Source organism: Pseudomonas sp. PSE1(2024), assembly GCF_050990555.1.
Taxonomy (GTDB): domain Bacteria; phylum Pseudomonadota; class Gammaproteobacteria; order Pseudomonadales; family Pseudomonadaceae; genus Aquipseudomonas; species Aquipseudomonas aphyarum.
The window spans coordinates 4,914,711-4,940,759 of sequence record NZ_CP158967.1; the positions used below are offsets into that span (position 1 = coordinate 4,914,711).

29 protein-coding genes and 2 pseudogenes are annotated in these 26,049 nt (G+C 60.7%); 17 read left to right on the forward strand and 14 right to left on the reverse strand.

Annotation, left to right across the window (positions count from 1 at the left end; translation table 11 throughout):
* Nucleotides 1–70: 70 nt before the first annotated feature.
* A complete protein-coding gene (locus ABTV87_RS22275; RefSeq protein WP_258712209.1) occupies nucleotides 71–1,144 on the reverse strand; it encodes an MBL fold metallo-hydrolase in 1,074 nt (357 codons plus the stop codon).
* Between the two features lie 214 nt (nucleotides 1,145–1,358).
* On the opposite strand from ABTV87_RS22275, the gene ABTV87_RS22280 reads away from it, so the two are divergent.
* The 4 genes and pseudogenes from ABTV87_RS22280 to ABTV87_RS22295 all read left to right on the forward strand — a co-directional run.
* The gene (locus ABTV87_RS22280) at nucleotides 1,359–1,967 is read left to right on the forward strand and encodes a TetR/AcrR family transcriptional regulator (RefSeq protein ID WP_258712210.1); all 609 of its coding nucleotides are present in this window, start codon (nucleotides 1,359–1,361) and stop codon (nucleotides 1,965–1,967) included.
* Nucleotides 1,968–2,113: 146 nt separating this feature from the next.
* A complete protein-coding gene (locus tag ABTV87_RS22285; RefSeq protein ID WP_433899874.1) occupies nucleotides 2,114–3,166 on the forward strand; it encodes a diguanylate cyclase in 1,053 nt (350 codons plus the stop codon).
* A 265-nt stretch (nucleotides 3,167–3,431) separates the two neighbouring features.
* Nucleotides 3,432–4,067, forward strand: a pseudogene (locus tag ABTV87_RS22290) (PAS domain-containing protein); the annotation flags it as partial.
* Between the two features lie 156 nt (nucleotides 4,068–4,223).
* Nucleotides 4,224–4,661 (forward strand): annotated as a pseudogene (locus tag ABTV87_RS22295) (methyl-accepting chemotaxis protein); the annotation flags it as partial.
* Between the two features lie 6 nt (nucleotides 4,662–4,667).
* On the opposite strand, the gene ABTV87_RS22300 reads toward ABTV87_RS22295, so the two are convergent.
* Entirely contained in the window at nucleotides 4,668–5,609 is a 942-nt protein-coding gene (locus ABTV87_RS22300; protein WP_433899875.1) for a LysR family transcriptional regulator, read from the reverse strand.
* Between the two features lie 15 nt (nucleotides 5,610–5,624).
* Between ABTV87_RS22300 and ABTV87_RS22305 the strand changes: the two genes are divergently transcribed.
* Nucleotides 5,625–6,332, forward strand: a complete 708-nt coding sequence (locus ABTV87_RS22305; protein ID WP_258712211.1) for a CTP synthase C-terminal region-related (seleno)protein — start codon at nucleotides 5,625–5,627, stop codon at nucleotides 6,330–6,332.
* Nucleotides 6,329–6,643, forward strand: coding sequence for an antibiotic biosynthesis monooxygenase family protein (locus ABTV87_RS22310; protein WP_085606499.1), 315 nt, complete (start codon nucleotides 6,329–6,331; stop codon nucleotides 6,641–6,643). The genes ABTV87_RS22305 and ABTV87_RS22310 overlap by 4 nt, the downstream gene beginning before the upstream one ends.
* A gap of 133 nt (nucleotides 6,644–6,776) precedes the next feature.
* Here ABTV87_RS22310 and ABTV87_RS22315 read toward each other — a convergent pair whose 3' ends face one another.
* Nucleotides 6,777–7,103: a DUF2025 family protein gene (locus ABTV87_RS22315; RefSeq protein ID WP_039773311.1), complete on the reverse strand. Its 327-nt coding sequence runs from the start codon at nucleotides 7,101–7,103 to the stop codon at nucleotides 6,777–6,779.
* Between the two features lie 215 nt (nucleotides 7,104–7,318).
* Between ABTV87_RS22315 and ABTV87_RS22320 the strand changes: the two genes are divergently transcribed.
* Entirely contained in the window at nucleotides 7,319–8,446 is a 1,128-nt protein-coding gene (locus tag ABTV87_RS22320) for a glycerophosphodiester phosphodiesterase (protein WP_433898368.1), read from the forward strand.
* Nucleotides 8,446–9,129: a helix-turn-helix transcriptional regulator gene (locus tag ABTV87_RS22325; protein ID WP_085606505.1), complete on the forward strand. Its 684-nt coding sequence runs from the start codon at nucleotides 8,446–8,448 to the stop codon at nucleotides 9,127–9,129. The genes ABTV87_RS22320 and ABTV87_RS22325 overlap by 1 nt, the downstream gene beginning before the upstream one ends.
* Nucleotide 9,130: 1 nt before the next feature.
* Here ABTV87_RS22325 and ABTV87_RS22330 read toward each other — a convergent pair whose 3' ends face one another.
* A complete protein-coding gene (locus ABTV87_RS22330) occupies nucleotides 9,131–10,009 on the reverse strand; it encodes a sterol desaturase family protein (protein ID WP_433898369.1) in 879 nt (292 codons plus the stop codon).
* A gap of 152 nt (nucleotides 10,010–10,161) precedes the next feature.
* Between ABTV87_RS22330 and ABTV87_RS22335 the strand changes: the two genes are divergently transcribed.
* Nucleotides 10,162–10,467, forward strand: a complete 306-nt coding sequence (locus ABTV87_RS22335; protein WP_011335562.1) for a PepSY domain-containing protein — start codon at nucleotides 10,162–10,164, stop codon at nucleotides 10,465–10,467.
* Between the two features lie 60 nt (nucleotides 10,468–10,527).
* Here ABTV87_RS22335 and ABTV87_RS22340 read toward each other — a convergent pair whose 3' ends face one another.
* On the reverse strand, nucleotides 10,528–10,971 hold the full coding sequence (locus ABTV87_RS22340; protein WP_433898370.1) for a hypothetical protein: 444 nt from the start codon (nucleotides 10,969–10,971) through the stop codon (nucleotides 10,528–10,530).
* A gap of 222 nt (nucleotides 10,972–11,193) precedes the next feature.
* Between ABTV87_RS22340 and ABTV87_RS22345 the strand changes: the two genes are divergently transcribed.
* Nucleotides 11,194–12,216, forward strand: coding sequence for a transporter (locus ABTV87_RS22345; protein ID WP_085606510.1), 1,023 nt, complete (start codon nucleotides 11,194–11,196; stop codon nucleotides 12,214–12,216).
* A 256-nt stretch (nucleotides 12,217–12,472) separates the two neighbouring features.
* A complete protein-coding gene (locus tag ABTV87_RS22350; RefSeq protein WP_007951093.1) occupies nucleotides 12,473–14,086 on the forward strand; it encodes an inorganic phosphate transporter in 1,614 nt (537 codons plus the stop codon).
* 53 nt (nucleotides 14,087–14,139) lie between these two features.
* On the opposite strand, the gene ABTV87_RS22355 is transcribed toward ABTV87_RS22350, so the two are convergent.
* Complete coding sequence (locus ABTV87_RS22355; protein WP_007951094.1) at nucleotides 14,140–15,036, reverse strand: LysR family transcriptional regulator; 897 nt, start codon at nucleotides 15,034–15,036, stop codon at nucleotides 14,140–14,142.
* A gap of 120 nt (nucleotides 15,037–15,156) precedes the next feature.
* Here ABTV87_RS22355 and ABTV87_RS22360 point away from each other — a divergent pair, with 120 nt between their 5' ends.
* On the forward strand, nucleotides 15,157–15,912 hold the full coding sequence (locus tag ABTV87_RS22360) for an SDR family NAD(P)-dependent oxidoreductase (protein WP_127799488.1): 756 nt from the start codon (nucleotides 15,157–15,159) through the stop codon (nucleotides 15,910–15,912).
* Between the two features lie 58 nt (nucleotides 15,913–15,970).
* Here the strand turns inward: ABTV87_RS22360 and ABTV87_RS22365 are convergent, their stop codons facing one another.
* Complete coding sequence (locus ABTV87_RS22365) at nucleotides 15,971–16,408, reverse strand: multidrug/biocide efflux PACE transporter (RefSeq protein WP_433898371.1); 438 nt, start codon at nucleotides 16,406–16,408, stop codon at nucleotides 15,971–15,973.
* 88 nt (nucleotides 16,409–16,496) lie between these two features.
* On the opposite strand from ABTV87_RS22365, the gene ABTV87_RS22370 reads away from it, so the two are divergent.
* Complete coding sequence (locus ABTV87_RS22370) at nucleotides 16,497–17,351, forward strand: LysR family transcriptional regulator (RefSeq protein ID WP_433898372.1); 855 nt, start codon at nucleotides 16,497–16,499, stop codon at nucleotides 17,349–17,351.
* 1 nt (nucleotide 17,352) lies between these two features.
* Here the strand turns inward: ABTV87_RS22370 and ABTV87_RS22375 are convergent, their stop codons facing one another.
* Nucleotides 17,353–18,189 (reverse strand): LysR family transcriptional regulator, encoded by an 837-nt coding sequence (locus ABTV87_RS22375; protein WP_433898373.1) that lies wholly within the window; start codon nucleotides 18,187–18,189, stop codon nucleotides 17,353–17,355.
* A 111-nt stretch (nucleotides 18,190–18,300) separates the two neighbouring features.
* Between ABTV87_RS22375 and ABTV87_RS22380 the strand changes: the two genes are divergently transcribed.
* A complete protein-coding gene (locus ABTV87_RS22380) occupies nucleotides 18,301–19,026 on the forward strand; it encodes an SDR family oxidoreductase (protein ID WP_433898374.1) in 726 nt (241 codons plus the stop codon).
* A gap of 122 nt (nucleotides 19,027–19,148) precedes the next feature.
* Here the strand turns inward: ABTV87_RS22380 and ABTV87_RS22385 are convergent, their stop codons facing one another.
* Genes ABTV87_RS22385 through ABTV87_RS22395 form a run of 3 tightly spaced genes read right to left on the reverse strand, consistent with a single transcriptional unit; the run spans nucleotide 19,149 to nucleotide 21,181 of the window.
* Nucleotides 19,149–20,378, reverse strand: coding sequence for an RNA polymerase sigma factor (locus ABTV87_RS22385; protein WP_433898375.1), 1,230 nt, complete (start codon nucleotides 20,376–20,378; stop codon nucleotides 19,149–19,151).
* Nucleotides 20,371–20,715, reverse strand: coding sequence for a YciI family protein (locus tag ABTV87_RS22390; RefSeq protein ID WP_433898376.1), 345 nt, complete (start codon nucleotides 20,713–20,715; stop codon nucleotides 20,371–20,373). Before ABTV87_RS22390 ends, ABTV87_RS22385 begins: the two co-directional genes overlap by 8 nt.
* Nucleotides 20,716–20,755: 40 nt before the next feature.
* Complete coding sequence (locus ABTV87_RS22395; RefSeq protein ID WP_085606525.1) at nucleotides 20,756–21,181, reverse strand: YybH family protein; 426 nt, start codon at nucleotides 21,179–21,181, stop codon at nucleotides 20,756–20,758.
* A 142-nt stretch (nucleotides 21,182–21,323) separates the two neighbouring features.
* Between ABTV87_RS22395 and ABTV87_RS22400 the strand changes: the two genes are divergently transcribed.
* Nucleotides 21,324–21,809 carry a GNAT family N-acetyltransferase gene (locus ABTV87_RS22400; protein ID WP_085606527.1) on the forward strand — a complete coding sequence of 162 codons (486 nt, stop codon included), beginning with the start codon at nucleotides 21,324–21,326 and terminating at the stop codon, nucleotides 21,807–21,809.
* Nucleotides 21,810–21,826: 17 nt separating this feature from the next.
* Entirely contained in the window at nucleotides 21,827–22,432 is a 606-nt protein-coding gene (locus ABTV87_RS22405; protein WP_085606529.1) for a pyridoxamine 5'-phosphate oxidase family protein, read from the forward strand.
* A gap of 168 nt (nucleotides 22,433–22,600) precedes the next feature.
* Here the strand turns inward: ABTV87_RS22405 and ABTV87_RS22410 are convergent, their stop codons facing one another.
* From ABTV87_RS22410 to ABTV87_RS22420, 3 genes are all read right to left on the reverse strand, one after another.
* Nucleotides 22,601–23,089 (reverse strand): GNAT family N-acetyltransferase, encoded by a 489-nt coding sequence (locus ABTV87_RS22410; protein WP_085606531.1) that lies wholly within the window; start codon nucleotides 23,087–23,089, stop codon nucleotides 22,601–22,603.
* Nucleotides 23,090–23,406: 317 nt separating this feature from the next.
* Nucleotides 23,407–23,901: a GyrI-like domain-containing protein gene (locus ABTV87_RS22415; RefSeq protein ID WP_433898377.1), complete on the reverse strand. Its 495-nt coding sequence runs from the start codon at nucleotides 23,899–23,901 to the stop codon at nucleotides 23,407–23,409.
* Between the two features lie 68 nt (nucleotides 23,902–23,969).
* Nucleotides 23,970–24,632, reverse strand: coding sequence for a LysE family translocator (locus ABTV87_RS22420; protein WP_039766147.1), 663 nt, complete (start codon nucleotides 24,630–24,632; stop codon nucleotides 23,970–23,972).
* A 139-nt stretch (nucleotides 24,633–24,771) separates the two neighbouring features.
* Between ABTV87_RS22420 and alaC the strand changes: the two genes are divergently transcribed.
* Nucleotides 24,772–25,983, forward strand: a complete 1,212-nt coding sequence (gene alaC / locus ABTV87_RS22425; RefSeq protein WP_085606535.1) for an alanine transaminase — start codon at nucleotides 24,772–24,774, stop codon at nucleotides 25,981–25,983.
* Nucleotides 25,984–26,049 lie beyond the last annotated feature (66 nt).

Below are 26,049 nucleotides of genomic sequence, written 5' to 3' on the forward strand. Positions count from 1 at the left end.
CTCGCGACCAAGCCTACCGAAGCCGCAGGAAACGGCTGTCAGCAACAAGAACCAGTGCTGGTAGGAAAACTCACCCAGCCTTGTAGCCGCTACAAGCAACGCGCCCTTTTTCTGACATCTCCTGTTCCATTTCCAACCACCACGCGTCCCCACGTTGCGGTTGCATCAGGTTGAATGCCTCGCCCATTTTCGGCGTGGTGATCGACACGCTACGCTCCCAGGCCAAAGCAAGAATGCGGTCGAAGGGCTCATGCCAGGCGTGCATTGCCAGGTCGAACGTGCCGTTGTGGATCGGGAACAGCCAGCGGCCCTTGAGGTCGATGTGGGCCTGCAGGGTTTCTTCCGGTTGCATGTGCACGTAAGGCCACTCGACGTTGTAGGCACCCGTCTCCATCAGGGTCAGATCGAAGGGACCGAACTGTTCACCAATGCGTTTAAAACCGTCGAAGTAGCCGCTGTCACCGCTGAAGAAAATTCGCGTGTCGCCATCGATGATCACCCACGAAGCCCACAACGTCTGGTTGCCGTCGAACAGGCCACGTCCGGAGAAGTGCTGCGACGGGGTGGCGATGAAGCGGATGCCGGCGACTTCGGTGCCTTGCCACCAGTCGAACTGGCGGATCTTGTTGGCATCAATGCCCCATTTGACCAGGGTGTCGCCAACCCCCAGCGGAGTCAGGAACACGTTGACCTTGTCCGCCAGTTTCAACACTGCTTCGTAGTCGAGGTGGTCGTAGTGGTTATGCGACAGGATCACGGCTTCGATCGGCGGCAATTCATCGATGCTGATCGGTGGCTGGTGAAAGCGTTTCGGCCCGGCCCATTGAACAGGCGAGGCACGCTCGGCGAACACCGGGTCGGTGATCCAGAACTTGTCTTGCAGTTTGAGCAGCAAGGTCGAGTGGCCGAGGCGATAGACGCTGTGGTTGGGCGCCGCGATCAGGTCCGCGCGGGTCAGTGGCTGCACCGGAATGGCCGCCGCCGGCCGGGTGTTGCGCGGTTTGTGAAAGATCATGTTCCACATGATCCGCAGCATCTTGCGCACACCTTCGCGCTGCACCGGCGCGTGGTTGCGGAATACGCCTTCGGCCTGACGCGAAGGTTCAGGGGTTTGACTGCCCGCAGAAGCAATGGATTTGGCCATGACTGAATGACTCCGGAAACACCGCGCAATTCACGGCTTTCCACGGTGGGACGATAAATGGCCAAGGCACGCACGCATCAGCCGGACATCTGGTTTTAGGTTGCACCGATTAACGCAACATTACACTGACCGGTGTAGTTTCTAGGTTGCATCAAACTTGATGACAAGTAAACTGCCTAGTGTAATTTCACCCTTTTCCTGCCGAATCGAATTTATGACAGCTCCCCAGCGACTCACCGACCGTAAACGCGAAGCCATCATCCAGGCCGCGATCGCCGAATTCCGAACCAACGGTTTCGAGGTCACCAGCATGGACAAGATCGCGGCCACTGCCGGGGTATCGAAGCGCACGGTGTACAACCATTTTCCGAGCAAGGAAGAGCTGTTCGCCGAAATTCTCAACCAGTTGTGGGCACGGATCAGCACCGAGCAAGCCGTGTCGTATCAGCCTGATCAGCCCTTGCGCGATCAATTGCGAACGATGCTGCTGGCCAAACTGCAGATGATGGCGGACGACAATTTCATGAACCTAGCCCGCGTCGCCATCGCGGCCGCGATCCACTCGCCGGAGCGCGCACAGAACATGGTGGCGCGCATGGGCGAACGCGAGGAAAGCGTGACCGTGTGGATTCGCGCGGCCCAGGCGGACGGTCGGCTGAAACCGGTCGATCCGGAGTTCGCCGCGCATCAGGTGCAGGGATTGCTGAAGACCTTTGCCTTCTGGCCGCAGATATCCATGGGCCAGCCCTCGCTCGACAGCACAGCGCAAAATGCCGTGGTCGACTCTGCACTGGACATGTTCCTGGCTTGCTATCAGCTCTAGATTGGGCCTGCGCCACGGTAAATGGCTCACAAGGACACTGAATTTTCCCGCTGGAATAAATGACAATGTCTGTCATTGGCCGATGAACGGTCTGTCTGAAGTATTACACTGCAAAGTGTTTCAGAATGAATCTGGCGCAGAACATCATGGAAAACCAACGCGGCAAAGGCTTGTCATTCGCCAGGCGCATTTATTTGCCACGGGCCATCGGATTGGGCATCGGTTTCTTCAGTGTCGGTGCCGCGCTGTATCCGTTGAACATGCCGGGCTGGCTCTGGGCGCTGTTGCTGTTCAACGGTTTTCTCTGGCCGCACGTGGCCTATCAATGCTCGACCCGCTCGGCTTTCCCCTACCGCGCCGAACGCCGCAACCTGCTCTATGACTCGGTGTGCGGTGGTTTCTGGACCGCGTGTTTCCAGTTCAATCCGCTGACCACCGTGACCATCCTGTCGATGATGACCATGAACAACGTGGCCGCCGGCGGCCAGCGTCTGTTCCTGCTCGGCGCCGTCGCCCAGGTGATCGGCGTGCTGCTGGGCTGGTCGGTGTTCGGCGTCCATTTCACCCTGACGGCCACGCAGACTCAGGTCTGGGCCTGCCTGCCGATGTTGACCCTTTATCCGCTGGCGCTGGGCATGGTCTGTTATCGGTTGGCGATCAAACTCGCCGAACACAAACGCAGCTTGAGCGCCCTGAGCCGCACCGACAGCCTGACCGGCCTGCTCAACCACGGCGCCTGGAAAGACCTGCTGCACCTCAAGTTCCAGCAGTGCCGCCAGCACACTTCCCAAGCCATCCTGGCGCTGATCGACATCGATCATTTCAAGTCGATCAACGACAGTTACGGGCACATCGTCGGCGATGCGGTGCTGCGGCAATTGAGCCGCGAGCTGAAATTCGTGCTCGATGAAAGCGAGCTGGCCGGGCGGTATGGCGGCGACGAATTCTGCGTGATCCTGCCCAACCTGCCGCTGAACAAAGCCGAAGCGCTGATGGAGCGACTGCGTCAGGGAATGGATCGTTACCGCCATTGCGACGTCCCCGAGCTGCGCGTCAGCCTGAGCATCGGCCTCGCCCGTTATCAAGCTTCTTACGCCGACGCCCTTGAGTGGTTCGACGATTCCGACAAGGCGCTATACGCGGCCAAGCACACGGGACGTAACACAATCAGCGTAGCGTTGAGTCGATCCAACGCTTGAAAAAACTTGTACAAAATTGAGAAAAATCGATTTCTTGTACAAGTTTATAAAGTTTTGTATAAGTGAATTCGCCAGCCGGGATGCTGGCACACTGCTTCCAGCCATTGATATATCTGGCTGGCTGACGCGGAAACAGGGAACCCACCTCCAGCCCTATTTCCAGAGTGCCATGAGCATGATTTTCAACCGTCACAAGACTGCCCTCGTCGATCTCCAAGACACCATCAACCAACAAGCCGGCCTGCTGGAGGCGATCAACCGCTCCATGGCAGTGATCGAATTCGACGTCGACGGTGTGGTTCTGCGCGCCAACGACAACTTCCTGAAAACCATGGGTTACACCCGCGAACAGGTGATCGGCCAGGCCCATCGCCACTTCTGCTCGCCAGAGTTTGCCCGTGGCAATCAGTACACCGAGTTGTGGTCGCGATTGAAAAGTGGCCAGTTCCAGTCTGGCACCTTTGAACGTATCGACAGCCAGGGCCGACCGATCTGGCTCGAAGCCAGCTATAACCCGATCAAGGATGACTCGGGCCGCGTGGTGAAAGTGGTCAAGTACGCCATGGATGTCACCTCGAAGGTGCAGCAGGAAAGCGAAGCCAATGCGAAATTGCAGGCGATCGACCGCGCCATGGCGGTGATCGAATTCGATCTCGACGGCAATATTCTCACTGCCAATCAGAATTTCCTCACACGCATGGGCTACACCCTTGCCGAACTGAAAGGTAAACATCACCGCTTGTTCTGTACCGCTCAACTGGTCAACAGCAGCGCCTACCAGGATTTCTGGCGCCGGTTGAATCAGGGCGAACTGTTTCAGGGCCAGTTCGAACGCGTCGACAAACGCGGTCAGACCGTGTGGCTCGAAGCCAACTACAACCCTGTCTATGACGCTGCTGGCCGATTGTGCAAAGTGGTGAAGTTCGCCTCGGACGTCACCGCCCGCGTCGAGCAGCACGAGCAGGATGCACGCAGCGCCAGCGCCGCTTATCACATCTCCGTCGCCACCCGAAAAGTCGCCGAGCAAGGTACGCAAGTGATCCAGCAAGCGGCCAGTGAAATGCGCGACATCGCCGACGACATTGCCGAATCCTCGACCTTGATCGCGCAACTGGGCGAGCGCTCCGAACAGATCACCGCCATCGTCAACACAATTCGCGCGATTGCCGATCAGACCAACCTGCTGGCCCTGAATGCCGCCATCGAAGCCGCCCGTGCCGGCGAGCAGGGGCGCGGCTTTGCCGTGGTGGCCGATGAAGTGCGGCAGCTGGCGGCGCGCACCTCCGGCTCGACGGCAGAGATTTCCAACATGATCGGCCTGATCCAGAGTGAAACCCGTCAGGCGATCAAGAGCATGGAGGGCACTCAGGGTCGCGCGGCGCAAGGTGTCGAACTGGCGAATCAGGCCGGCACGGTGATTCTGCAGATTCGTGACGGCGCCAGCGAAGCCGTGGAAGCCGTGAGCATGTTCGCCAATGACCGGGCGCCGGGTTAAACGCGATCACGGCAAACGCAGCGCCCGCCCCAGTTCGTCGAACAGCGTGACCACCGAGCGCAATGCGCGGCAGTCCGGGCGGGTCAGCAACCACAGCGCGGTGTCGTAGCCGTGCAAAGGTTCGCTCAGGGCTTGCAGCCCTTCGTTGATGAGAAAGTCCGGCAACGCCGCCACGCCCAGCCCCGCGCGGACCAGTTCCGTCACCGACAGCATGCTGTTGCAGCGATAGCTCGGCGTCACACCGGGCAATTGCTGGCGGCGCCAGGCGACGGTCGGGTGATCGGGTAGAAAGTCGTCCGGGGCGATCCAGGTCAGCGCTGCCAGATCGGCCGCTTCAACCTTTTGTAGATAACGCTGACTGGCGCAGACCCGGTAGGAAATCTTCGCCAGCTCCCGTCCGACCAGATGCTCCGGCGGTGTACGCGTCAGGCGCAGGGCGATGTCGGCATCGCGGCGGCTGAGGTTGGCGAAATCGTTGGAAGTGCTCAGCTCAATGGTCAGCGCCGGATAGTTCGGCATGAACTGCGCCAGCGCCGGCAGCAGCAGACCTTGCAGCACCGAGTCGGTACAGGTCAGGCGCACCGTGCCGCTGACCACTTCCCCGCCCTGCTCCACACCAATCCGCGCCGCTTCCAGGGCTTGTTCAGCACGTTCAGCCTGCTCGGCCAGAGTTTGCGCGAGGCTGGTGGGCAAATAACCGGCGCGGCTTTTTTCGAACAGTTGCTGGCCGAGTGAAGCCTCCAGTCGGCGTACGGCGCGAAACACCGTCGATACATCGACCTTCAACAGCTGCGCGGCCCGGGCCAGAGAGCCTCCGCGCACTAAAGCGAGGATCAGGGCCAGATCCGGGAAATCAAGTTGGTATTGCGTGGCTGCATTGATCACTTGGGCAAACGCCAATTCAGAGTGCGCGAACGCCAATCTATAGTGAGCGTCATCCCTCAACAAGCACAGCGAGTACTCATGGAATCCAGAGCCCTGCGCATCGCCCTGATCGGTGATTTCGATCCGCAAGTCACTGCCCACCAGGCCATCCCGATAGCCCTAGGACTGGCGGCGGAACACCTTCGCCGTCCGGTCGAATTCGAATGGTTGGCCACCGACCGAATCCTGCCCGAGACGCCGCTGGAACCATTCGACGGTTTCTGGTGTGTGCCGGCCAGCCCCTACAAAAGCGAAGACGGAGCCCTGCGAGCCATCCGTTTTGCCCGCGAGCAGCAGCGCCCTTTCCTCGGCACCTGCGGCGGTTTTCAACATGCCGTACTGGAGTTTTCCCGCAACGTGCTGGGCTGGGTCGACGCCGAACATGGCGAAACTTCACCTGACTCGAGCCGCGCAGTGCTCACACCGCTGACCTGCTCGCTGGTGGAAGCGGTGGACAGCATTCATCTGGTGCCCGGTTCGTTGATCGCCAAGGCGTACGAAACGTCGGAGATTCGTGAAGGCTATCGCTGCCGCTACGGTGTAAATCCGCAGTTCGAACGGGAGTTGCTGACCCATGAACTACACGCCGTGGGGCACGATTCGGCAGGCGATCTGCGCGCCATCGAACTGAAAAATCATGTGTTCTTTGTCGCGACGTTGTTCCAGCCGGAACGTGCAGCGCTCAAAGGGCAATTGCCACCACTGGTGCGGGCGTTTGTTGAAGCCTGCTCGGAGCAATGTCGATGAAACCGAACACTGAGTGTTTCGCCGTGATCTTCACTTCGACCCGCACCGAAGGTGACAACGGCTATGCCGAGGCTTCCGAGCACATGATGCAGTTGGTTGCCGAGCAACCGGGGTTTCTCGGTATCGATTCGATCCGTGGGGCAGACGGAGTGGGGATTACGGTTTCGTACTGGGAGAGTGAGGCGGCGATTCTGGCCTGGCGCGAGCATCCGGAGCACCGGGTGATTCAGGCGCGCGGGCGGGCTGAATGGTATTCGGCGTTTCAGACGCGAGTGTGTCGGGTGGAGCGGGAGTATCGGTTCGGCCAGTGAGTATTGAGGTGTACTCACTGGCCCTTTCGCGGGCAAGCCCGCTCCCACAGGGTACTGCGCTGTTCTCAAGATCACGCGGTACCTGTGGGAGCGGGCTTGCCCGCGAAGAGGCCGGAACAGTCGCAGCAGAACCTCAACCCTTCACCAGACTACGCACCGCCTCAATCTCCGGCACTTCGCGTTTACTCATGTAAACGCGCAACGGCTCGGTGATGTTGATCCGGTCATCGATGTTCTGATCCAGCAATAACTGGATCAGCTCACGCTTGAGAGTCATGGTCTGTTCGGTGGTCGGTGCCCAGACAAATTCGCTGCACGGGATGATGCCGTCATCGGCCACGTCCATGCCGAACGAGTCCTCACTGAAGCGCACGATGTACTGGCCGGTCTTGCGGTTGAGGCCGACGAAGCCTTTGAGGTCGTCGGCGGCCTGGCAGATGAGTTGCGATGTGATGCGCATGGTAAACCTCACAAGAGTGATCGAAGGTCTACACGCAGGGCATTGAGGCACACCCTCTGCCGGGGCGGTTGCCGTGGCCAAGCGTACTGCAAACAAACGCACAAAAGTGCGGAAATTTTCGCTTTCAGTACGTTTATGTCGGTCTTGCGATAGCACGTTTTCGTTTGAGTTGCTAAAAGGGACATCTTCGAAAATACCTGCGAAAGGACCTCGACATGCCCGCCACGTTTACCAAAAGCGCACTGCTGCTGAGCCTGATGCTCGGCCTCGGCCAGGCCCACGCCGCCAGCCAGCCAAACCCGGTTGCGCTCGCTGCCTCCGAGGGCATTCCGCACCCGGCGGTGATCGCCCACCGTGGCGCGTCCTTCGATGCCCCGGAATCCACCGCCGCCTCCTACAAACTGGCCCGCGACCTGGGCGCCGATTACCTGGAAATGGACTTGCAGCGCAGCAAGGACGGCGTGCTGTTCGCCCTGCACGACGACAACCTGCAGCGCACCACCGACGTCGCCACCAAGTTCCCGGAGCGCAAGGACAGCCCGGCCAATGCCTTCACCATGGCCGAACTGAAAACCCTCGACGCCGGCAGCTGGTACAACGCCAAGTACCCGGATCGCGCGCGCCCGTCCTATGTCGGTCTGAAGATTCTGACCCTCGATGAAATCATCGACATCGCCCAGGCTAGCCCGCAGCACAAGCCGGGTCTGTACATCGAAACCAAGGAGCCGAAGCTGTTCCCGGGGATCGAACATGACCTGAAGGAAAAACTCCAGGCCCGCGGCTGGCTGATCCCGGCGGGCGCCAAACCGGCTAAAAACGTCGCCAGTGTCGGCGAAAGCAACGGCAAGGTGATCCTGCAAACCTTCGAGAAGAGCAGCCTGGAAATGCTGCAAAAGGAAATGCCGCAGGTGCCGAAGATCCTGTTGCTGTGGGTCGGCGAAGGCAGCATCGAGCCGAAATCCAAAGTGACCTTTGCCGAATCCGGCGAGAAGGACAAGAACGCGTTTTACGGCAAGCAGGACCCGAAATCCGAAGCCGAGTTCAAGCAATGGATCGACTACGCCAAGGCCCAGGGTGCAATCGGCACCGGCCCTTCGGCGAAGCTGACCCACGGCGGCGATCAGAGCTATTCGGATCTGGTGCAGCCATGGATGAACAAGTACACCCACGACAAGGGTCTGCTGGTGCACGTCTACACCGTGGATGAGCCGGTGGACTTCGAAAAAGTCATGGCCTCTGGTGTCGACGGCATCTTCACCAACCGCGCCAGCGAGCTGCTGAAATTCTACAAACGCCCGGCCGCCGCCAGTGTGGATCAGGTGTTGAAGAACAACGGCTTCTGATGCAACCGGACACCCCTTGGACAGGCCGCCTCTGGCTGGGGCACGACCATGGCCTGATCCACGGGATGTCGGGGCGCACTGCGCCCCACTCCCACTACGCCCACCAACTGATTCTTGCCCCTGACCGCCCGGTGACTGTGCTGGTCGAGGACAACCCCGTCACCACTTCCCGCCTGCTGATCGCCTCGCAGACTCGGCATGCGATTGTCGAGGCGCCGGATCCTGTGTTCACCGTTTACGCCGAACCGTTGCGGTTTGATGCCGATACATTGCGCGATGCGCTGTTCGACATCGAGTGGTCGCTGCCGGCGCTGGATCTCGCCATTGGCCAATGCCCGCGTCGCCCACTGAATGACCCGCGCATCGAACGGGCCCTCGCCACCGTCGACGCCTTACTGTCGAGCAAAGTCCCCGCCAGCGCCGTGGCCGATTCCGCCCATGTGTCGCTGAGCCAGTTGCAGCGGTTGTTCGTCAGTCAGGTCGGTTTGCCGGTGCGAAGGCTGGTGCTGTGGCGCCGTTTGCGGCTGGCGATGGCGGCGATTCTGGCGGGCAGCCCGGTGACCGATGCTGCCCACGCCGCCGGATTCGCCGATTCGGCGCACTTCTCCCGCAGCCTGAAAAAACTCTTCGGCGTGACGGCGCGTCAGGCGTTGCAGCACATCGAATTGCGCCTGCTCGACTGATTCAACGTCTCAAGCCCTCCGGCACTTTCGGCTCTTTGTCCAGCGCTGCCGGTTTGAACGGATCGAGCAACTGCGCCACGTAGTCACGGGGAAAATCCGGACGACTGCCGATACCCAGATCACCCTCGCCGATCCGGTAATCCTCGGTGTAAAACCCAGTGCCCAGCAACCAGTCACACAACGTGAAGAACAGCCCGAAATTGACGTCACCCGCGCGCCCGTACTTCATGTGATGAAATCGGTGCAGAGGCGCCCAGGCGAAAATCCAGCGCAACGGGCCGACGCGCATGTCGACGTTCGAATGCTGCAACAACAGCTGGATCGCAATGGCGAACACCAGCAACACCGCCACCTCAGACGGAATGCCCAACACCAGCAACGGCAACAGCCCCGCCGTCGCCTCCAGCAGTTGATGCAGCGGATGCTTCATCAAACCGTTGAACCCGTAGAGCCGCTCGACGCTGTGATGAATCGCGTGCAGCCGCCACATCCACGGCACGCGATGGCTGGCGTAATGCATCAGGCTCACGCCCGCATCGGCAATGAAAATCGCCAGCGCCACTTGCAGCCACAACGGCCAGTTCGACGGCCACGCACCGTCAATCGCCAGCAGCGCCACCAGCCCCGGCAATGCCAACAGGCCGAGGGCATTCAGCGCTTCGTTGACCAGCGCGTGCAGCATGTCGCGACGACGATCACCGATGGGACGGTTCCAGTTCACTTCATACGGCAACAGCCATTCACCCGCGAACGACACCGCCAGCGCTAAAACAAAAAGCGGCAACAACCACAGCAGTGAATACCCCGCCAACCCTATTGCGCCGCCAATAAATCCAACCCAGAACAACGGCGCGTACAGCCACGAAAAGATGCGTTTCATGTCCACCTCCATTAATCGAAGGCTGAGCATGAAAGTTTGCGCAGAACAGCAATTGAACAAACGACGCAAACCGGCCGGGTGTTTTTAAGGGTGAGTTAAGTTGCGGCGATTAACCTGAACTCACTTAAACGAATCACCCAAAGGAATAAACGATGAAAACCCTGACTGCCCTGTTTACCGCTGCCGCCCTGACCCTCACCGCTGGCCTGGCCCAGGCTGACGTTCGCGTTGACCAGATCCCGCAACTGGTCAAGGAAGGCAAGATCAAGTCGCTGGAGTCGATGAACGAACAAGCGCTGAAACTGCATCCGGGTGCGACCATTACTGACACGGATCTGGATAACCACTTCAATGGTTATGAGTACGAAGTTGAGTTGCGTACTGCGGATGGCAAGGAGTTTGATGTGGACTTCGATGCGACCACCGGCAAGGTGCTGAGCGACAAGCAAGACACTTGATTGGCTGATAAAACAAAGCCGCACGACTTTTGGGTTGTGCGGCTTTTTTGTGTCTGCAATTTATGCGGAGGTACTGACCAGCGAGCCCGACGTACTCGAATCCGAATCCTGCAAAGCCGCCAACAACGCCGCCGTCGCCGTCTGCAACGAAGCCGACGTCGTCGCGATCTGCGACTGCGCCGCCGCAACATCCGCCGCCTTGGCATCCTGGCTTTCCTGCTTCGCCTGAGCCGCTTGCAGCGCCTTTTGCTCTTCCTGCAACTGCTTCTGCAACTCGGCAATCTGCTTGCGCAGTTCTTTCACGGTGTCCGATTCATCACTGCTGGAACTGCTGTCCCCCGCCGGCGCCGCGCCACCACCCGCCGCGACTTTGCTGGTGTCGGCTTTCACGCCAGTGCTGGCCGCCGCGGTGGTCGAGGTGTCGTCGCCCGTATCGGCAATCGAGGTTTTGCTGGTGGGCGTGCTGACGGTCTGATTGATCGAAACAGACGTGATGCTGACCATGGGAAATCTCCAATGACGGTTATAGATAACCGGGCATCGGCGGCGGTCTGCACGAATTGAGATCGACTGTGTACCGACTCGGTAACCGAACCGGTACACAGTCACTGGCCGGTCGGATTTCACGTCACCCTGCCGTCACACAACCGTCATGTGACATTGCGATGCTGCGGCTCAGGTGAATCTGCAAATCCCGCGACAGACGCCTCCTCGCAGCGAGCCTTCATGAACCACAGCCTCGATATCAGTCATCGTGATCCTGACCTGTTCGGCCTGCTTTACGGCTTTCGGTTTCGCCCCGGCGAACGCGGGCGCGAGGTGGATTCGGCGACCGCCCTGCGCTGCCTGCAAGACGACAGCGAGGGCGATGAATTTCTCTGGCTGCACCTGAACCTGGCGCACGCCGCGTGCGAGCGCTGGATGAAAAGCCATCTGCAACTGCCCGAAGAGTTTTTCGAAGCGCTGCACGAAGGTTCGCGCTCGACCCGCATCGAGCATGTCGATTCGGCGTTGCTGGCGGTGGTCAACGATGTGGTGTTCAACCTCAGCAGCATGGTGTCGTCGGACGTGTCGACGCTGTGGGTCTGTGTGCGCAGCAAACTGATCGTCAGTGCGCGTCTGCAACCGCTGCACTCGGTGGACAAGTTGCGTTCGTCGGTGAAGTCCGGCGAGTGCTTTCGTTCGCCGCTCGAACTGCTGGTGCACTTGCTGCGCGATCAGGGCGAAGTGCTGACCCAGATCGTGCGCAAGACCAGCATGAGCGTCGATCAGGTCGAGGACGAATTGCTGTCCTCGCGACTTTCGACCAACCGCGCCGAACTCGGCGCCAACCGACGAGTGCTGGTGCGCCTGCAACGGCTGCTGGCGCTGGAGCCGGGTTCGCTGCTGCGCCTGCTCAACCGGCCGCCGCCGTGGTTGCAGAAGGAAGACGTGAAGGAGTTGCGCAAATCCACCGAGGAGTTCGCGCTGATCATCAACGACCTCACGGCCCTCGGTGAGCGGATCAAGCTGTTGCAGGAAGAGATCGCCGCCAACCTCAACGAACAGAGCAACCGCACGCTGTTCACCCTGACCGTGGTCACGGTGCTGGCACTGCCGATCAACATCATTGCCGGTTTCTTCGGCATGAACGTCGGCGGTGTGCCGCTGGCCACCGATCCGGAAGGGTTCTGGATTCTGGTGGCGCTGGTGGCGACGTTCACCGTGATTGCCGGGCGCTGGGCGTTTCGCAAGCGGCGGGATTACTGACCTTTATTCAGCGCCGCTACAGTCGCACGCTCGTTCCCACGCTCTGCGTGGGAATGCCGCCCGGGACGCTCCGCGTCCCTGTGACGCGGAGCGTCACCTTATGCATTCCCACGCAGAGCGTGGGAACGATCACCGTCTTCAGTCAGAAGACCAACGGCGCGGCTAATCTGCCAAACACTGATCTGTCGCAGCCTCTCTGTAATATTTAGCAACGATCATGGGCGACATTCCTTCCCCCGCTCAGGATTGTCCTCCCATGGCTACTCCCTCCCTGACCGCCAGCCCGGCCCCCGCTGCCAGTGGCAGGCCGGCCCTCGACAAGAAAACCGGCCCGTTCACCTACGTAGTGTTTTTCGCGGTGCTGGCGATGGGGCTGCTGTTCACCGCCTACAGCCTGATGCACGACATGCACGAACTCGGCACGGTGGTCACCACCTGGACGCCGTTTCTGCTGCTCGGAGTGGCGCTGTTGATTGCGCTGGGCTTCGAGTTCGTCAACGGTTTCCACGACACCGCCAACGCCGTGGCCACGGTGATTTACACCCATTCGCTGCCACCGCATTTCGCGGTGGTCTGGTCGGGCTTCTTCAACTTCCTCGGCGTGCTGCTGTCGAGCGGCGCGGTGGCGTTCGGCATCATCGCGCTGCTGCCGGTGGAGCTGATTCTGCAAGTCGGTTCGTCCGCCGGTTTCGCGATGATCTTCGCCCTGCTGATCGCGGCGATCCTGTGGAACCTCGGCACCTGGTGGCTGGGCCTGCCGGCTTCGTCATCGCACACGCTGATCGGTTCGATCATCGGCGTCGGTGTAGCGAATGCGCTGATGCATGGCCGCGACGGCACCAGCGGCGTGGACTGGGCCCAGGCAACCAAGATCGGTTACGCACTGCTGCTGTCGCCGCTGGTGGGGTTCGGTTGTGCGGCGCTGTTGCTGCTGGCGCTGCGTGCGTTCGTGAAGAACCGTTCGCTGTACAAGGCACCGGAAGGCAACACCCCGCCGCCATGGTGGATTCGCGGTCTGCTGATCCTGACCTGCACCGGCGTGTCCTTCGCTCACGGTTCCAACGACGGCCAGAAAGGCATGGGCCTGATCATGCTCATTCTGGTCGGCACCCTGCCGATGGCTTATGCACTGAACCGCACCATGCCGGAAGAACAGTCGCTGCAATTCGCTGCCGTCGCCCAAGTGACCCAGCAAGCGCTGGTGAAAAGTGCGCCACTGCCGGCACCGGCCGATCCACGCGCTGTGCTCTCCGACTACGTGCGCAGCAAGGAAGCCACGCCGCAACTGATCCCGGCCCTCGCCTCCCTGACCGGGCACATCGGTGAAGAAGTCAAAGGCTACGGCTCGCTGGCGAAAGTCCCGGCCGAGGCCATGGGCAACGTGCGCAACGATATGTACCTGGCCAGCGAAACCATTCGCCTGATGGACAAGAACAAGGTCGGCACCTTCGACGCCGACACCAGCGGCAAGCTGCAACTGTTCAAGCAACAGATCGACAACGCCACCCGGTTCATTCCGCTGTGGGTGAAGATCGCGGTGGCGATTGCGTTGGGGCTGGGCACCATGGTCGGCTGGAAGCGAATCGTGGTCACGGTCGGCGAGAAGATCGGCAAGACCCACCTGACCTACGCCCAGGGCGCTTCGGCGGAAACGGTAGCGATGCTGACCATTGGCGCCGCCGACATGTTCGGTCTGCCGGTGTCGACCACCCACGTGTTGTCCTCGGGCGTGGCCGGGACCATGGTCGCCAACGGTGGCGGTTTGCAGATGAAGACCATCCGCAATCTGCTGATGGCGTGGGTGCTGACCTTGCCGGCGGCGATTCTGCTGTCGGGCAGTTTGTATTGGTTGTTTACCCAGATCTTCTGATCCAGCCGAATCCCTGTGAGAGCCTTTACTCCCACAGGGATTTGCGGCAGAAATCAGAGCGTCGAACGAATCAAATCCCCCAGCCAGTCCATGAACACCCGCACCCGCAACGGCAGATGCCGCTGCCTCGCGTACAACAGTGAAATGCCCATCGCCGGCGCGGTGTATTGCGGCAGCACCGTCACCACCTCGCCGGTATCCAGATAGGTGTTCATGCCGGTACGCGGCACCTGAATCAGACCGAATCCACCTAGGCACGCCGACTCGTAGGCATCGGTGCTGTTGACCGTCACACTGCCGGCCATCGGCACGCGGTGAACCTGCCCGTCTTGCTCGTAGACAAACCCTTCCGAACGCGAACCCAGCACACCGACGTAATGCACCAGCCGATGCTGCGCCAGATCCTCAAGCGTTTGCGGCACGCCGTAGCGCTCGAGATACGCGGGGCTGGCGCAGTTGATCATGCTGAAGTCCCCCAGGTGCCGCGCCACCACCGATTGATCGGGCTGCGCGCCGATGCGCACCACGCAATCGAAGCCTTCGGCGAGCAGGTCGACCCGGCGATCGGTGCTGCTGATTTCCAGCTCAAGGTTCGGATGGCGGGCCATGAATTCCGGCAACTTCGGCATGATCAGCCGCCGCGACAGAATGTTCGGCATATCGACCCGGATCCGCCCGGTCAGCGACGCTTCGTCCTGACGAAACAGGTTCTCGATTTCGTCCATGTGCGACAGCAGATCCTTGCTCCGCTCGTACAGCGCGAGGCCGTCCTGAGTCGCCTGGACCTTGCGCGTGGTGCGTTGCAACAGACGCGTGCCGAGCAGACTTTCCAGCGCCTGCACCTGTTCGGACACCGTCGAGCGCGGCAGCCCAAGACTCTCCCCCGCCATCGTGAAACTCGACAATTCGCTGACCCGGACGAAGGTGCGCAGCAGTTCCAGTTTGTTCATGGGCCACCTATTGATTGTTCGGACAATCCGACTAGTGATTCCGGTTTCAGTCTGTTTATCACCTCACAGCGGATAAATAAACTTTGCCTCATCAACCGTCACCGCCATCGAGGAAGACCCATGAACCGCAAAATCGCATTGATCACCGGTGCCAGCCGTGGCCTCGGCAAGAACGCCGCCCTGCACCTCGCCGCGCAAGGCGTGGACATCATCGGCACCTACAACAGCCGCGCCGATGAAGCCCAGGCGCTGTTACAGGAACTGGAAACACTCGGCGCCAAAGCCGTGATGCTGCAACTGGATGTCGGCCGCAGCGAAGGCTTTGCCGATTTCGCCGTGCGGGTCGAGCAAGCGCTGCAACAGCTGGAGCGTCCGCGCTTCGATTTCCTGATCAACAACGCCGGCATTGGTGTGCATGCCTCCTTCGCCGACACCACGCAGGAGCAGTTCGACCTGCTGATGAACGTGCAGTTGAAAGGGCCGTTCTTCCTGACTCAGCAATTGCTGCCGCTGATCAACGATGGCGGGCGGATCATCAACATCTCCAGCGGTCTGGCCCGCTTCACCCTGCCGGGTTATGCCGCCTACGCTGCGATGAAAGGCGCGATGGAAGTGCTGACCCGTTATCAGGCCAAGGAGTTGGGTGCGCGGCAGATCGCGGTGAATATCCTGGCACCGGGCGCCATCGAAACCGACTTCGGCGGCGGCGCGGTGCGCGACAATTCGGCGCTGAATGCGATGGTCGCCAGCAACACCGCGCTGGGCCGTGCCGGGCAGCCGGATGACATTGGCGGTGCGCTGGCGCTGCTGCTGTCGCCGGGGGCGCAGTGGATCAACGGTCAGCGGATTGAAGCGTCGGGCGGGATGTTTCTTTAAGGTCCGAAAGAGTCCAGACAAAAAAATCGCAGCCCTCACAGGCGGCGATTTTTTGTTTTCAGTTCTGGCAGGCGCTGCGCATCACCAGCCGCTCGCGCACCACGTCATAACCCCAGTGGTAGACGTAAGTGTACGGCAGGAAGAACAGCAGCACGCCGATGTCGAGCAGGAACGCCTGCCACAGACTGACCGACAGCCACCAGGCAATCAGCGGCACGCCCATCACGATCAACCCGCCCTCGAACAGCAGCGCGTGCGCCACTCGCACCCAGGCGTTGTGGGCGATGTTCCAGCGCTTGAGCATGCGGTCGAAGAAGCCGTTGAACACCACGTTCCAGCCCAGGGCCAGCATCGCGATGGCGATGGTGACGGCGCCCATTTCGACCAGCGGTTTACCCATGATCCACGCCAGCAACGGGGTACAGATCAGGATCGCCAGCAGTTCGAAACCGATGGCCTGGAAGATACGTTCAGTGATGGATTTGTTGGCAGTCATGGCCGAAGTCCTCTGTGAAGATGGTTGCCATGATCCAGCACCCCACCGATACTTCATAACCAATAACCATCGATCAAGGCGATAGTTCATGGCGTCTCAGGAAGTGTTGCTCGCGTTTGTACAGGCGGCGACTCAAGGCTCGTTTTCAGCGGCAGCGCGCAAACTCGGGCGCAGTCAGTCGACGGTGAGTGCGGCGGTGGCCAGTCTGGAGATTGATCTGGATTTGATCCTGTTCGACCGCAGCAGCCGCAAACCGACGCTGACTCCGGCCGGGCACGTGATGCTGCAACGGGCCGAGGCGATTCTGTCGGCCACCAGCCGTCTGGAAATGACCGCCCGGCAATTGGCCCAAGGTGTTGAGCCGAAACTCACGGTGGCGATTTCCGACACTTATCAGTCCGACCGTTTCGAAGCGGCACTGGTGGGCTTCGAGCAACGTTATCCAGATCTGGAACTGGAATGCCTGATCGCCGAATGCGATGACCTGGTCGAACTGGTGCAGCGCGGTCGGGCGCATCTGGCGTTTGCCGAGATGCAGGACAATTACCCACCGGATCTGGCGACCGCGACCGTTGCCGAGCGCACGGAAATCGCCTTGTTTGTGGGTCGTGGGCATCCGCTGGCGACGCAGGATTCCATCGATCAAACGGTCCTTGAACAGCATCGCGAGCTGCGCCTGGCCACCATCGTCAATCCCTACGACAGTCGCGGCAAAGGCCGGGTGTGGTCGGCGCCGAGTTATCTGATGTTGCTGGAAATGGCTGAAAAAGGTTTCGGCTGGGCCCCATTGCCGCGCTGGCTGGTGGAGCGTTTCGGCAACGGTTTGCTGGTGGAACTGAAGGTGCGCGGCTGGCCGAAACCGGTGTTCGTCGATGCCCTGTGGTCGCGGCTGTACCCGCCGGGGCCGGCGGGGAGCTGGTTGCTGAGCAAGATGCTGGAATAGCTCATGCCGCCTCGATGGCTGCCGGGCGATTCACCTGAAAATATTCGTGCAACCCGCGCATCGTCGGCAGTTCCAGCGCCTGCGCCGCGTAACACAATCCCACCCGCCGGGTCGGCGCCGGCAGGTGCAGCGCGCGCACGACGATGCGCTCATGCCCGCTCACCAACGACTGCGGCAACATCGCCACACCGACACCCGCCGCCACCATATGCAACGCCTGTTGCAGTGAACCGGCATGTCCCGCCACCGCTTCCGGCGAGCGTCCGTACATCGCCATCAAACGCTGATGCGAAGGATGTTGCGGGCAGGTGATCCAGTCCTCGATCGGCGCCCAGCCGGCCTGCGCGTTGGCCATCGGGTGATCGAGGGGCAGCGCCATCACATAGGACTCTTCCCACAGCGGCAGGAACAGTTCGTCCTCGCAGCACATTTCCTCGACCGCCAATCGCCCATCGCCGTGACAGCCTTCCTCGAGGGTCAGCAGCAGATTGGGCAACGCCTGATGGGCCATGCGCACAAAGGCTTCGATGTGGCTGGCGGCGATATCGCCCTCGATACCGAGGGTCAGCGGCGCACGGTTTTCGCGACCGCGAAACATCCGACTCAGCGCCTCGGACTCGGCCACCATCCGCCGTGCCTGCGGGTACAACAGACGCGCTTCGTCGCTGACTTCCACACCACGGGGCTGACGCACGAACAACGTCGCGCCGAGTTCTTCTTCCAGCTGTTTGATGGTCACCGACAATGTGGGCTGACTGATGAACAGCCGTTGCGCGGCGGCGGTGATATTGCGTTCCTCGAACACCGCGAGGAAGGCTTTGAGATGGCGGATATCCATAGGAGATTCCGATAGCAGACAGAGGAATAAGGCATTTTTCAGCCTCCAGCGGGCTAAATATACTGCGTCACGAATCTGGTTATTTGTTTTTCTTATCTCAGGAGTTCAACCATGAGCAAGCCATTGATCATCATCACCGGCGCCAGCTCGGGCATCGGCGAAGCGACCGCCCGCCGCTTGAGCGCTGCTGGCCACCCGCTGCTGTTGCTGGCCCGGCGCATCGAACGCCTTGAAGCACTGGCCCTGCCGAACACTCTCAGCCGCCGCGTCGACATCACCGACCGCGCCGCGTTGCTGGCCGCTGTGGCCGAGGCGGAAGCGCAGTTCGGCCCGGCCGATGCGCTGATCAACAACGCCGGGGTGATGCTGCTGGGCGAGATGAGCAAACAGGACCCGGCGCAGTGGGACCAGATGCTCGATGTCAACGTGAAGGGTCTGCTCAACGGCGTGCACGCGATGGTCGCCGGGATGATCGAGCGCAAGCACGGCACGATCATCAACGTCAGCTCGGTGGCCGGGCGCAAGACCTTCCCGAACCATGTGGCGTATGTCGGGACCAAGTTTGCGGTGCATGGGTTGTCGGAGAATCTGCGTGAAGAGTTGTCGCCGCATAACGTGCGGGTGACCACGATTGCGCCGGGGGCGGTGGAGACCGAGTTGCTGAGCCACACCACGGATGAGGCGATCAAGACCGGGTATCAGGCCTGGAAACAGGATATGGGTGGGACGGTGTTGAGTGCCGAGGATGTGGCGACGGCGATTGCTTATGCGTATGGGCAGCCGCAGGGGGTTTGTATTCGGGAGATTGTGATGGCTGCTACGCGCCAGCAGGCCTGATCCATTGTTACAGACCTTAACGGCCTCTTCGCGGGCAAGCCCGCTCCCACATTTGATCGCATTCCAATTGTGGGAGCGGGCTTGCCCGCGAAGAGGCCAATATTGCCAACGATCCTTTCGGATCAGTCCAATGCCCTAAGCCGCCCTTCAATAAACCGCCGCTCCGGCTCCTGCCGCGTCAACTCCAGCGCCCGCGAATAAGCCGCCCTAGCATCCTCCACCCGCCCCAACTGCCGACAAAATTCCGCCCGCGCCGAATGCGCCAAGTGGTAATCCTGCAAATCCCCGCGCCCCAGAATCCCTTCAACCAGGGTCAACCCCGCCAACGCCCCATCACGTTTGGCCACCGCCACCGCCCGGTTCAACTCGATCACCGGCGACGGCACCGCCCGCAGCAACACGTCATACAGCCCGACGATCTGCGCCCAGTCCGTCTCCCCTGCCGTGGGCGCCTCGGCGTGCACCGCCGCAATCGCCGCTTGCAGGCAGTAAGGCCCGAAGCGTCCCGTGGTCAGCGCTTTTTCCACCAGATCGCAGCCTTCGGCAATCAGCTCGGCATACCACAATCCGCGATCCTGATCATCCAGCAGAATCAATTCCCCATCAGACGTCGACCGCGCCGAGCGCCGCGATTCATGCAACAACATCAACGCCAGCAAGCCCATGACTTCCGGATCCGGCAACAACTCCAGCAACAATCGCCCGAGACGAATCGCCTCGCGGGTCAAGTCTTCGCGGGTCACCTGAGCGCCGCCAGATGCTGAATAGCCTTCGTTGAACACCAGATAGATCACCCGCAACACGCTGTCGAGGCGCTCGGGCAATTCGCTCAGGCTCGGGACTTGATAAGGGATTTTCGCGTCGCGGATCTTCGCCTTGGCGCGCACGATGCGCTGGGCAATCGCCGCCGGGGCCGAGAGGAATGCCCGGGCGATTTCCTCGGTGGTGAGATCGCAGACTTCACGCAACGTCAGCGGCACTTGCGCGTCCGCCGCCAGTGCCGGGTGGCAGCAGGTGAAGATCAGGCGCAGGCGATCGTCTTCCACGTCTTCGGCGTCCCATTCGGACTGTTCCAGTTCTTCCAGTTGCGCCAGCAATAACGGCTGCGAGGCCTTGAACCGCGCCCGACGGCGCAACACGTCGATCGCCTTGAAGCGCCCGGTGGACACCAGCCAGGTCCGCGGATTGTCCGGCACGCCGTCGCGCTGCCAGCGCTCGACCGCGACGAAGAACGCCTCGTGCAAGGCTTCTTCGGCGAGGTCGAAATCGCCGAGCAGGCGAATCAGGGTCGCGAGGATCCGCCGCGAGTCTTCGCGATAGACCTGCTCGACCCGCGTCCTGACCTCAGACATTCAACTGGCGCACGGGACGCACTTCGACGCTGCCGACCCGGGCCGCCGGAATGTTGCCGGCGACCTGGATCGCTTCGTTGAGGTCCCGCGCGTCGATCAGGTAGAAACCGGCCAGCTGTTCCTTGGTCTCGGCGAACGGGCCGTCGGTGATCGACAGCTTGCCGTTGCGCATGCGCACCGTGGTGGCGGTCTGCACCGACTCCAGCGCTTCGGCCGCGACCATCCGGCCGCTGCCCTGGATCGACTCGGCGTAGGCCCAGCACTCGGCATCTTCCGGGCCGTCGGGCGACGAATGCAGCAGGCGCTCATCGCTGTAGACCAGGCATAAATACTTCATGGCGTTCTCCTGAATCGGACGGATCAACTATGGCTGAAGATCAGGGTTTCACATCGAACAGGGTCGCGCCGCTCATCGGGTCGAACGGTGCCGACCAGTGTTCGTGGGCGATCTTCCACGCCCCGCCGACCTGCCGGTAGCAGGCGGTGACGCGCATCCAGCAACTCTGGGTTTCGCCCTTTTCATTGGTACCGCCGCAGTTGGCGACCCAGTGGGCGAAAGCGATGTTGTCGGCGGTCTCGATGGCGATTTCGTGGAATTCGAAGATGTGCGGGCCAGGGCACATTTCCATGCAATCCACCCAGTGCGCGCGGTAGGCCGGTTTGCCCTTGAATTGCAGGGCCTTGATCGCATCGAAGGAAACGATGTCGTCGGCATACAGGGCCATGACTTTTTCCACGTCCTTGGTCATCACCGCCTCGCGGTAGGTGTCGATCAGGCTTTGAATCTGCGCTTGCGTACTCATGGGGTTTCTCCCTGGTTTTTGTTGTAAAGACACCCTTAGTCGTTCGGCGATTTACCGGATCGACAGTTGAAACAAAAAAATTCCGGAGAAGACAAAATCGCTAGAATCCGAAGCTCATCTTTGTAGGAAAAAGGAAATTCCCGTGTCAGCCCGACTTGTGCCTTACGAAAGCCTGAACGCCACCCAACGCCAACAGGTCGAGGCCATTGAAATCCACGCCGAGCAGATCAAGTTCTCCGGCGACATCCACGGCGCCCTGCACACGCTGCTGTCGAAACCCGGCCCCGGCGTGAAAGGTTTTGCGCTGCTGGCCGAAGACGTGCCGGTGGCCTTCCTGCTGCTCAAGCGCCCGCCGGTGTTGCCGGAATGGGCCGATGAACACAGCGCCACCCTGCATGCGTTGCAGGTCGATCACCGCGCCCAGGGCAAGGGTTACGGCAGGGCCTGCCTGCTGGCGTTGCCGGACGTTGCGCGCCAGGCCTGGCCGGAAATCAAAGGGCTGGAACTGTCGGTGGACGCCGACAACGACGCCGCGATTGCGCTGTACGCCAAGTACGGCTTCGTCGACAGCGGCGAAGCATACAAGGGCCGCATCGGCTACGAGCGGCGCATGGGGCTGTTCTTCTAATCGTCGAGGGAGCAACGATGATCGATTCAATCGAGGCGCTGGAAGCCATTTACGGATTTCCCCACGAACGGGCGGTGCGCAAGCAGATCGGCTTTCTCAACGAGGACTATCAGGCGATGGTCCGGGTCTCGCCGCTGGTGATTGTCAGCTCGGTGGGTGCCGACGGCATCGACGGTTCACCGCGCGGCGACGCGCCGGGGTTTGTGCGGATCATTGACGAGCGCACCCTGGCCCTGCCGGATCGGCCGGGCAACAACCGCATCGATACCTTGCGCAACGTGCTGCACGATCCGCGGGTGTCGCTGCTGTTCATCATTCCGGGGATTGGCGAGACGTTGCGGGTCAACGGCACGGCAACCATCAGCGCTGATCCCGACTTGCTGGAAAGCTTTGCGGTCAACGGCAAACCGGCGCGCACGGTGCTGCTGGTGACGGTGGAGGCGGCGTTCTTTCATTGCTCGAAAGCGTTTGTGCGTTCGGATGCGTGGAACCCTGAAACCCACTTGCCGCGCTCGGCGCTGCCGACGGCGGGCGCGTTTCACAAGCGTCTGAACGAAGGTCAGTTCGATGCCGAGGCCTATGATCGCGAGGCCCCTGCGCGAGTGCGTGACACCCTTTACTGACACCGCCCACCGATCGTTCCCACGTCGAGGCGTCGAACCGTCTGCGTGGGAATGCAGACTTTGACGCTCTGCGTCACGACGGTGCCAGGCGTTGCATCAGTGGTGCGGCAGGAACGCAGAGCGTCCCGGGCTGCATTCCCACGCGGAGCGTGGGAACGATCAACGCGGTTACAGCGTCAGGATCATCTCGTGCCACGCCATGCCGCCGTGGTCGGACTCCGAGGGTTTGATGTAGGCGAAGCCAAACCCGGCATACAGCGGAATATGTTTTTCCTTGCACATCAAATGAATCGTCGCCTTGTCCATCCCGCGCATGCGTTCGATGAATTCGGCCATCAAGCGTTTCGCCAGGCCCTGCCCCTGATAATCCGGGTGCACCACTACCGACATGATCACCACGTTCGGCCCGGCAGGGTCGTGGCCGATCAGTTCCTTGAACGCCTCGTCGGACATCTGCACGTCAAACGCCGCACCGGAGTTGATGAACCCGGCCACCTGCCCGTCCACCTCGGCGACGATGAAACCGTCCGGCCAGGTGGCAATGCGCGTGGCGATCTTTTCGCGGGTCGCGGCCTCGTCGCCCTCATAGGCGAGGGTTTCGATGGCGTAGCAGCGATCCAGGTCGGCGGCGGTAACGTGGCGGATGAAGGTGTTCATGGCAGCTCGAAATCAGTGGAAACAAGGCCGCCAAGGATAAAGGAATAAGGTGTTCATATCGATCCGCACGGGCGGCGTAAAGCCTGCGTATAAGCGCTTTTCTTCGGATTCGGGACGGTCTATTTCTGACGCCTGTCTCTGATCACCCGAGGGGGGAACCGTTTATGAGCAGCGTTGAGATCGGTTTGTTGATGGTGTTGGGCATCAGCTTCTTCGGCTTCATTACCCTGGGCATCGACCTGTTGCGGGCACGACGGATCAAGGGCAAGTAAAGTTCGACCGGCAGCGCGAAGCAGGTTCGCGCTGCCGGTTGCCGATCAGGTTTTCTTTTCGACCGGGACGCAGATTTCCAGCTTGCCGGTGTTGAGCTTCGGATTGAAATCGGCGCTGTAGCGTTCCAGCTCCGGGGCGTTGAGTCCCTTGTAATCGGAGGCCGGCAGCCAGGTTTTGTAGATGTACTCAATAGTCTGCGGCAGCAGGTCGAGCGAACCCTTGTGCTCGAACACTGCGTACTGGCGCGGGAGGATTTCGATCCACGGATACTTTTCCTGCGGGAAGTCATCCAGCTTCCTGATTTCGACCCCGGCCATGTAATCGAAACCGCCGTTGCCGTCGAAATTGCTGCAGACGCCGTAGGTCACTTCGCCCTTCTGCCCCGGAATATTTCCGATGTGCGGGATCAGTTTTTCCCACAGCGCAGGGATGTCCTGAACAGTCTCTTGGGTGAAACGATCGCGAAATCCTGCAATCAGCAGGAAGTGTCCATGTTCGAAGCGAGGTTCAGCCACTTCGACGCGTTTTTGCTCATCCATGACTCGACTCCTTGAACGAAAAAAGTGGGTTCGGCTGGGAGTATAGAAGCCAAACCCGATTCGCACATTTACAGCGTATGCAGGGCCTCGGCGGCGCCGGAACCGACGAACTCGTTGTAACCGGATACGATCACGTAGACCGCGAAATAGCAGAAGATCGCTGCAGATGCCATGTAGGAATAGCGCAACAGTTTGTCGCCGAGCAACTTGCCGCCATGGCTGGCGGCGAAGCACAGCCCCGCCGACCACAACAGCCCGGCGCACAGGAAGCCACCGAGGAATAGTGCCGAGCTCAAAGGACCGCCACCACCGGAGCGGGCGATCAACGTGCCGCCCACTGCCGCGAACCAGAGGATGGCGCTAGGCGACGACATGGCGAGAAAAATCCCACGGAAGAATTCCTTGCGATGGGAGTTCTGGCCGACCTCGGCGGTCGCCGCCAGTTGCGCCTCGTGGTGGATCGCCGAATAGATCATCTTCGCCGCGAAGTAGATCAACAGCGCGGAACCGCCGATCCACAGCACCCAGCGTACGGTTTCGTATTGCAGCAGAACGGTCATCCCGGCCAGCGCCAGCACCGCGTAGATCAGGTCGCCGACGCAGGTGCCGAGGCCCAGCGCGAAGCCTTGAAAATAGCCGCGCTGCATCGCCAGGGTGATCATCGCGATGTTGGCCACGCCGATATCCAGGCACAGCGAAAGGCTCAGCAAGAAGCCGCTGGTAAATTCCATCAACCGATTTCCTTGGGAAAAATTTGTTTACAAAGGCTCTGGACAGTATGCCATCGCTGACCTTATCGTCCGCCACAGGTCACCGCAGTGACCAGCGTCGCTCGGACGGTTCCGGGCGCTTACGTTATCCGAGGCAACAATGGCTGAACAAGGTTCGCCGCGCCGCTTTGCGCGCATAGATCGACTCCCCCCTTACGTTTTCAACATCACCGCCGAGCTGAAGATGGCCGCCCGACGTCGTGGCGAAGACATCATCGACTTGAGCATGGGCAACCCCGACGGCGCCACGCCGCCGCACATCGTTGAAAAACTGGTGCAGGTTGCACAACGCGAAGACACCCACGGTTACTCCACGTCCAAAGGCATTCCACGCCTGCGCCGGGCGATTTCCAACTGGTACAAGGAACGCTACGAGGTCGAGATCGACCCGGAAAGCGAAGCCATCGTCACCATCGGTTCCAAAGAAGGCCTGGCGCACCTGATGCTGGCGACTCTGGATCAGGGCGACACAGTGCTGGTGCCGAACCCGAGCTACCCGATTCATATCTACGGTGCCGTGATTGCCGGCGCCCAGGTGCGGTCGGTGCCGCTGGTGCCGGGCGTGGATTTCTTCGCCGAGCTGGAACGGGCGATTCGCGGCTCGATCCCGAAACCGAAGATGATGATCCTCGGCTTCCCGTCCAACCCGACCGCGCAGTGCGTGGAGCTGGATTTCTTCGAGCGGGTGATTGCTCTCGCCAAACAGTACGACGTGCTGGTGGTGCACGATCTGGCCTACGCCGACATCGTCTACGACGGCTGGAAAGCCCCGTCGATCATGCAGGTGCCGGGTGCCAAGGACATCGCGGTGGAGTTCTTCACCCTGTCCAAGAGCTACAACATGGCGGGCTGGCGCATAGGCTTCATGGTCGGCAACCCGGAACTGGTCAGCGCCCTGGCGCGGATCAAGAGCTATCACGACTACGGCACGTTCACCCCGCTGCAGGTGGCCGCGATTGCTGCGCTGGAAGGCGATCAGCAATGCGTGCGCGACATCGCCGAGCAATATCGTCAGCGTCGCAACGTACTGGTCAAAGGGCTGCATGAACTGGGCTGGATGGTCGAAAATCCGAAAGCCTCGATGTACGTCTGGGCGAAGATTCCCGAAGCCTACGCGCACCTCGGTTCGCTGGAGTTCGCCAAGAAACTGCTGGCCGAGGCCAAGGTCTGCGTCTCGCCGGGTGTCGGTTTTGGCGAGTACGGCGACGATCATGTGCGCTTCGCGCTGATCGAGAACCAGGACCGGATTCGCCAGGCAGTACGCGGGATTCGCGGGATGTTCCGGGCGGATGGCCTCGTGACCAAATCCTGAGGTGATGATCGTTCCCACGCTCTGCGTGGGAATGCCTCAATGGACGCTCCGCGTCCGCTTTGGGAC

Bases quoted from the DNA above. Each gene is read 5' to 3' on its own strand.
- ABTV87_RS22275 (WP_258712209.1), bottom strand. From the start codon at position 1,144: ATGGCCAAATCCATTGCTTCTGCGGGCAGTCAAACCCCTGAACCTTCG.
- ABTV87_RS22280 (WP_258712210.1), top strand. From the start codon at position 1,359: ATGACAGCTCCCCAGCGACTCACCGACCGTAAACGCGAAGCCATCATC.
- ABTV87_RS22285 (WP_433899874.1), top strand. From the start codon at position 2,114: ATGGAAAACCAACGCGGCAAAGGCTTGTCATTCGCCAGGCGCATTTAT.
- ABTV87_RS22305 (WP_258712211.1), top strand. From the start codon at position 5,625: ATGGAATCCAGAGCCCTGCGCATCGCCCTGATCGGTGATTTCGATCCG.
- ABTV87_RS22310 (WP_085606499.1), top strand. From the start codon at position 6,329: ATGAAACCGAACACTGAGTGTTTCGCCGTGATCTTCACTTCGACCCGC.
- ABTV87_RS22315 (WP_039773311.1), bottom strand. From the start codon at position 7,103: ATGCGCATCACATCGCAACTCATCTGCCAGGCCGCCGACGACCTCAAA.
- ABTV87_RS22320 (WP_433898368.1), top strand. From the start codon at position 7,319: ATGCCCGCCACGTTTACCAAAAGCGCACTGCTGCTGAGCCTGATGCTC.
- ABTV87_RS22325 (WP_085606505.1), top strand. From the start codon at position 8,446: ATGCAACCGGACACCCCTTGGACAGGCCGCCTCTGGCTGGGGCACGAC.
- ABTV87_RS22330 (WP_433898369.1), bottom strand. From the start codon at position 10,009: ATGAAACGCATCTTTTCGTGGCTGTACGCGCCGTTGTTCTGGGTTGGA.
- ABTV87_RS22335 (WP_011335562.1), top strand. From the start codon at position 10,162: ATGAAAACCCTGACTGCCCTGTTTACCGCTGCCGCCCTGACCCTCACC.
- ABTV87_RS22340 (WP_433898370.1), bottom strand. From the start codon at position 10,971: ATGGTCAGCATCACGTCTGTTTCGATCAATCAGACCGTCAGCACGCCC.
- ABTV87_RS22345 (WP_085606510.1), top strand. From the start codon at position 11,194: ATGAACCACAGCCTCGATATCAGTCATCGTGATCCTGACCTGTTCGGC.
- ABTV87_RS22350 (WP_007951093.1), top strand. From the start codon at position 12,473: ATGGCTACTCCCTCCCTGACCGCCAGCCCGGCCCCCGCTGCCAGTGGC.
- ABTV87_RS22355 (WP_007951094.1), bottom strand. From the start codon at position 15,036: ATGAACAAACTGGAACTGCTGCGCACCTTCGTCCGGGTCAGCGAATTG.
- ABTV87_RS22360 (WP_127799488.1), top strand. From the start codon at position 15,157: ATGAACCGCAAAATCGCATTGATCACCGGTGCCAGCCGTGGCCTCGGC.
- ABTV87_RS22365 (WP_433898371.1), bottom strand. From the start codon at position 16,408: ATGACTGCCAACAAATCCATCACTGAACGTATCTTCCAGGCCATCGGT.
- ABTV87_RS22370 (WP_433898372.1), top strand. From the start codon at position 16,497: ATGGCGTCTCAGGAAGTGTTGCTCGCGTTTGTACAGGCGGCGACTCAA.
- ABTV87_RS22375 (WP_433898373.1), bottom strand. From the start codon at position 18,189: ATGGATATCCGCCATCTCAAAGCCTTCCTCGCGGTGTTCGAGGAACGC.
- ABTV87_RS22380 (WP_433898374.1), top strand. From the start codon at position 18,301: ATGAGCAAGCCATTGATCATCATCACCGGCGCCAGCTCGGGCATCGGC.
- ABTV87_RS22385 (WP_433898375.1), bottom strand. From the start codon at position 20,378: ATGTCTGAGGTCAGGACGCGGGTCGAGCAGGTCTATCGCGAAGACTCG.
- ABTV87_RS22390 (WP_433898376.1), bottom strand. From the start codon at position 20,715: ATGAAGTATTTATGCCTGGTCTACAGCGATGAGCGCCTGCTGCATTCG.
- ABTV87_RS22395 (WP_085606525.1), bottom strand. From the start codon at position 21,181: ATGAGTACGCAAGCGCAGATTCAAAGCCTGATCGACACCTACCGCGAG.
- ABTV87_RS22405 (WP_085606529.1), top strand. From the start codon at position 21,827: ATGATCGATTCAATCGAGGCGCTGGAAGCCATTTACGGATTTCCCCAC.
- ABTV87_RS22410 (WP_085606531.1), bottom strand. From the start codon at position 23,089: ATGAACACCTTCATCCGCCACGTTACCGCCGCCGACCTGGATCGCTGC.
- ABTV87_RS22415 (WP_433898377.1), bottom strand. From the start codon at position 23,901: ATGGATGAGCAAAAACGCGTCGAAGTGGCTGAACCTCGCTTCGAACAT.
- ABTV87_RS22420 (WP_039766147.1), bottom strand. From the start codon at position 24,632: ATGGAATTTACCAGCGGCTTCTTGCTGAGCCTTTCGCTGTGCCTGGAT.
- alaC (WP_085606535.1), top strand. From the start codon at position 24,772: ATGGCTGAACAAGGTTCGCCGCGCCGCTTTGCGCGCATAGATCGACTC.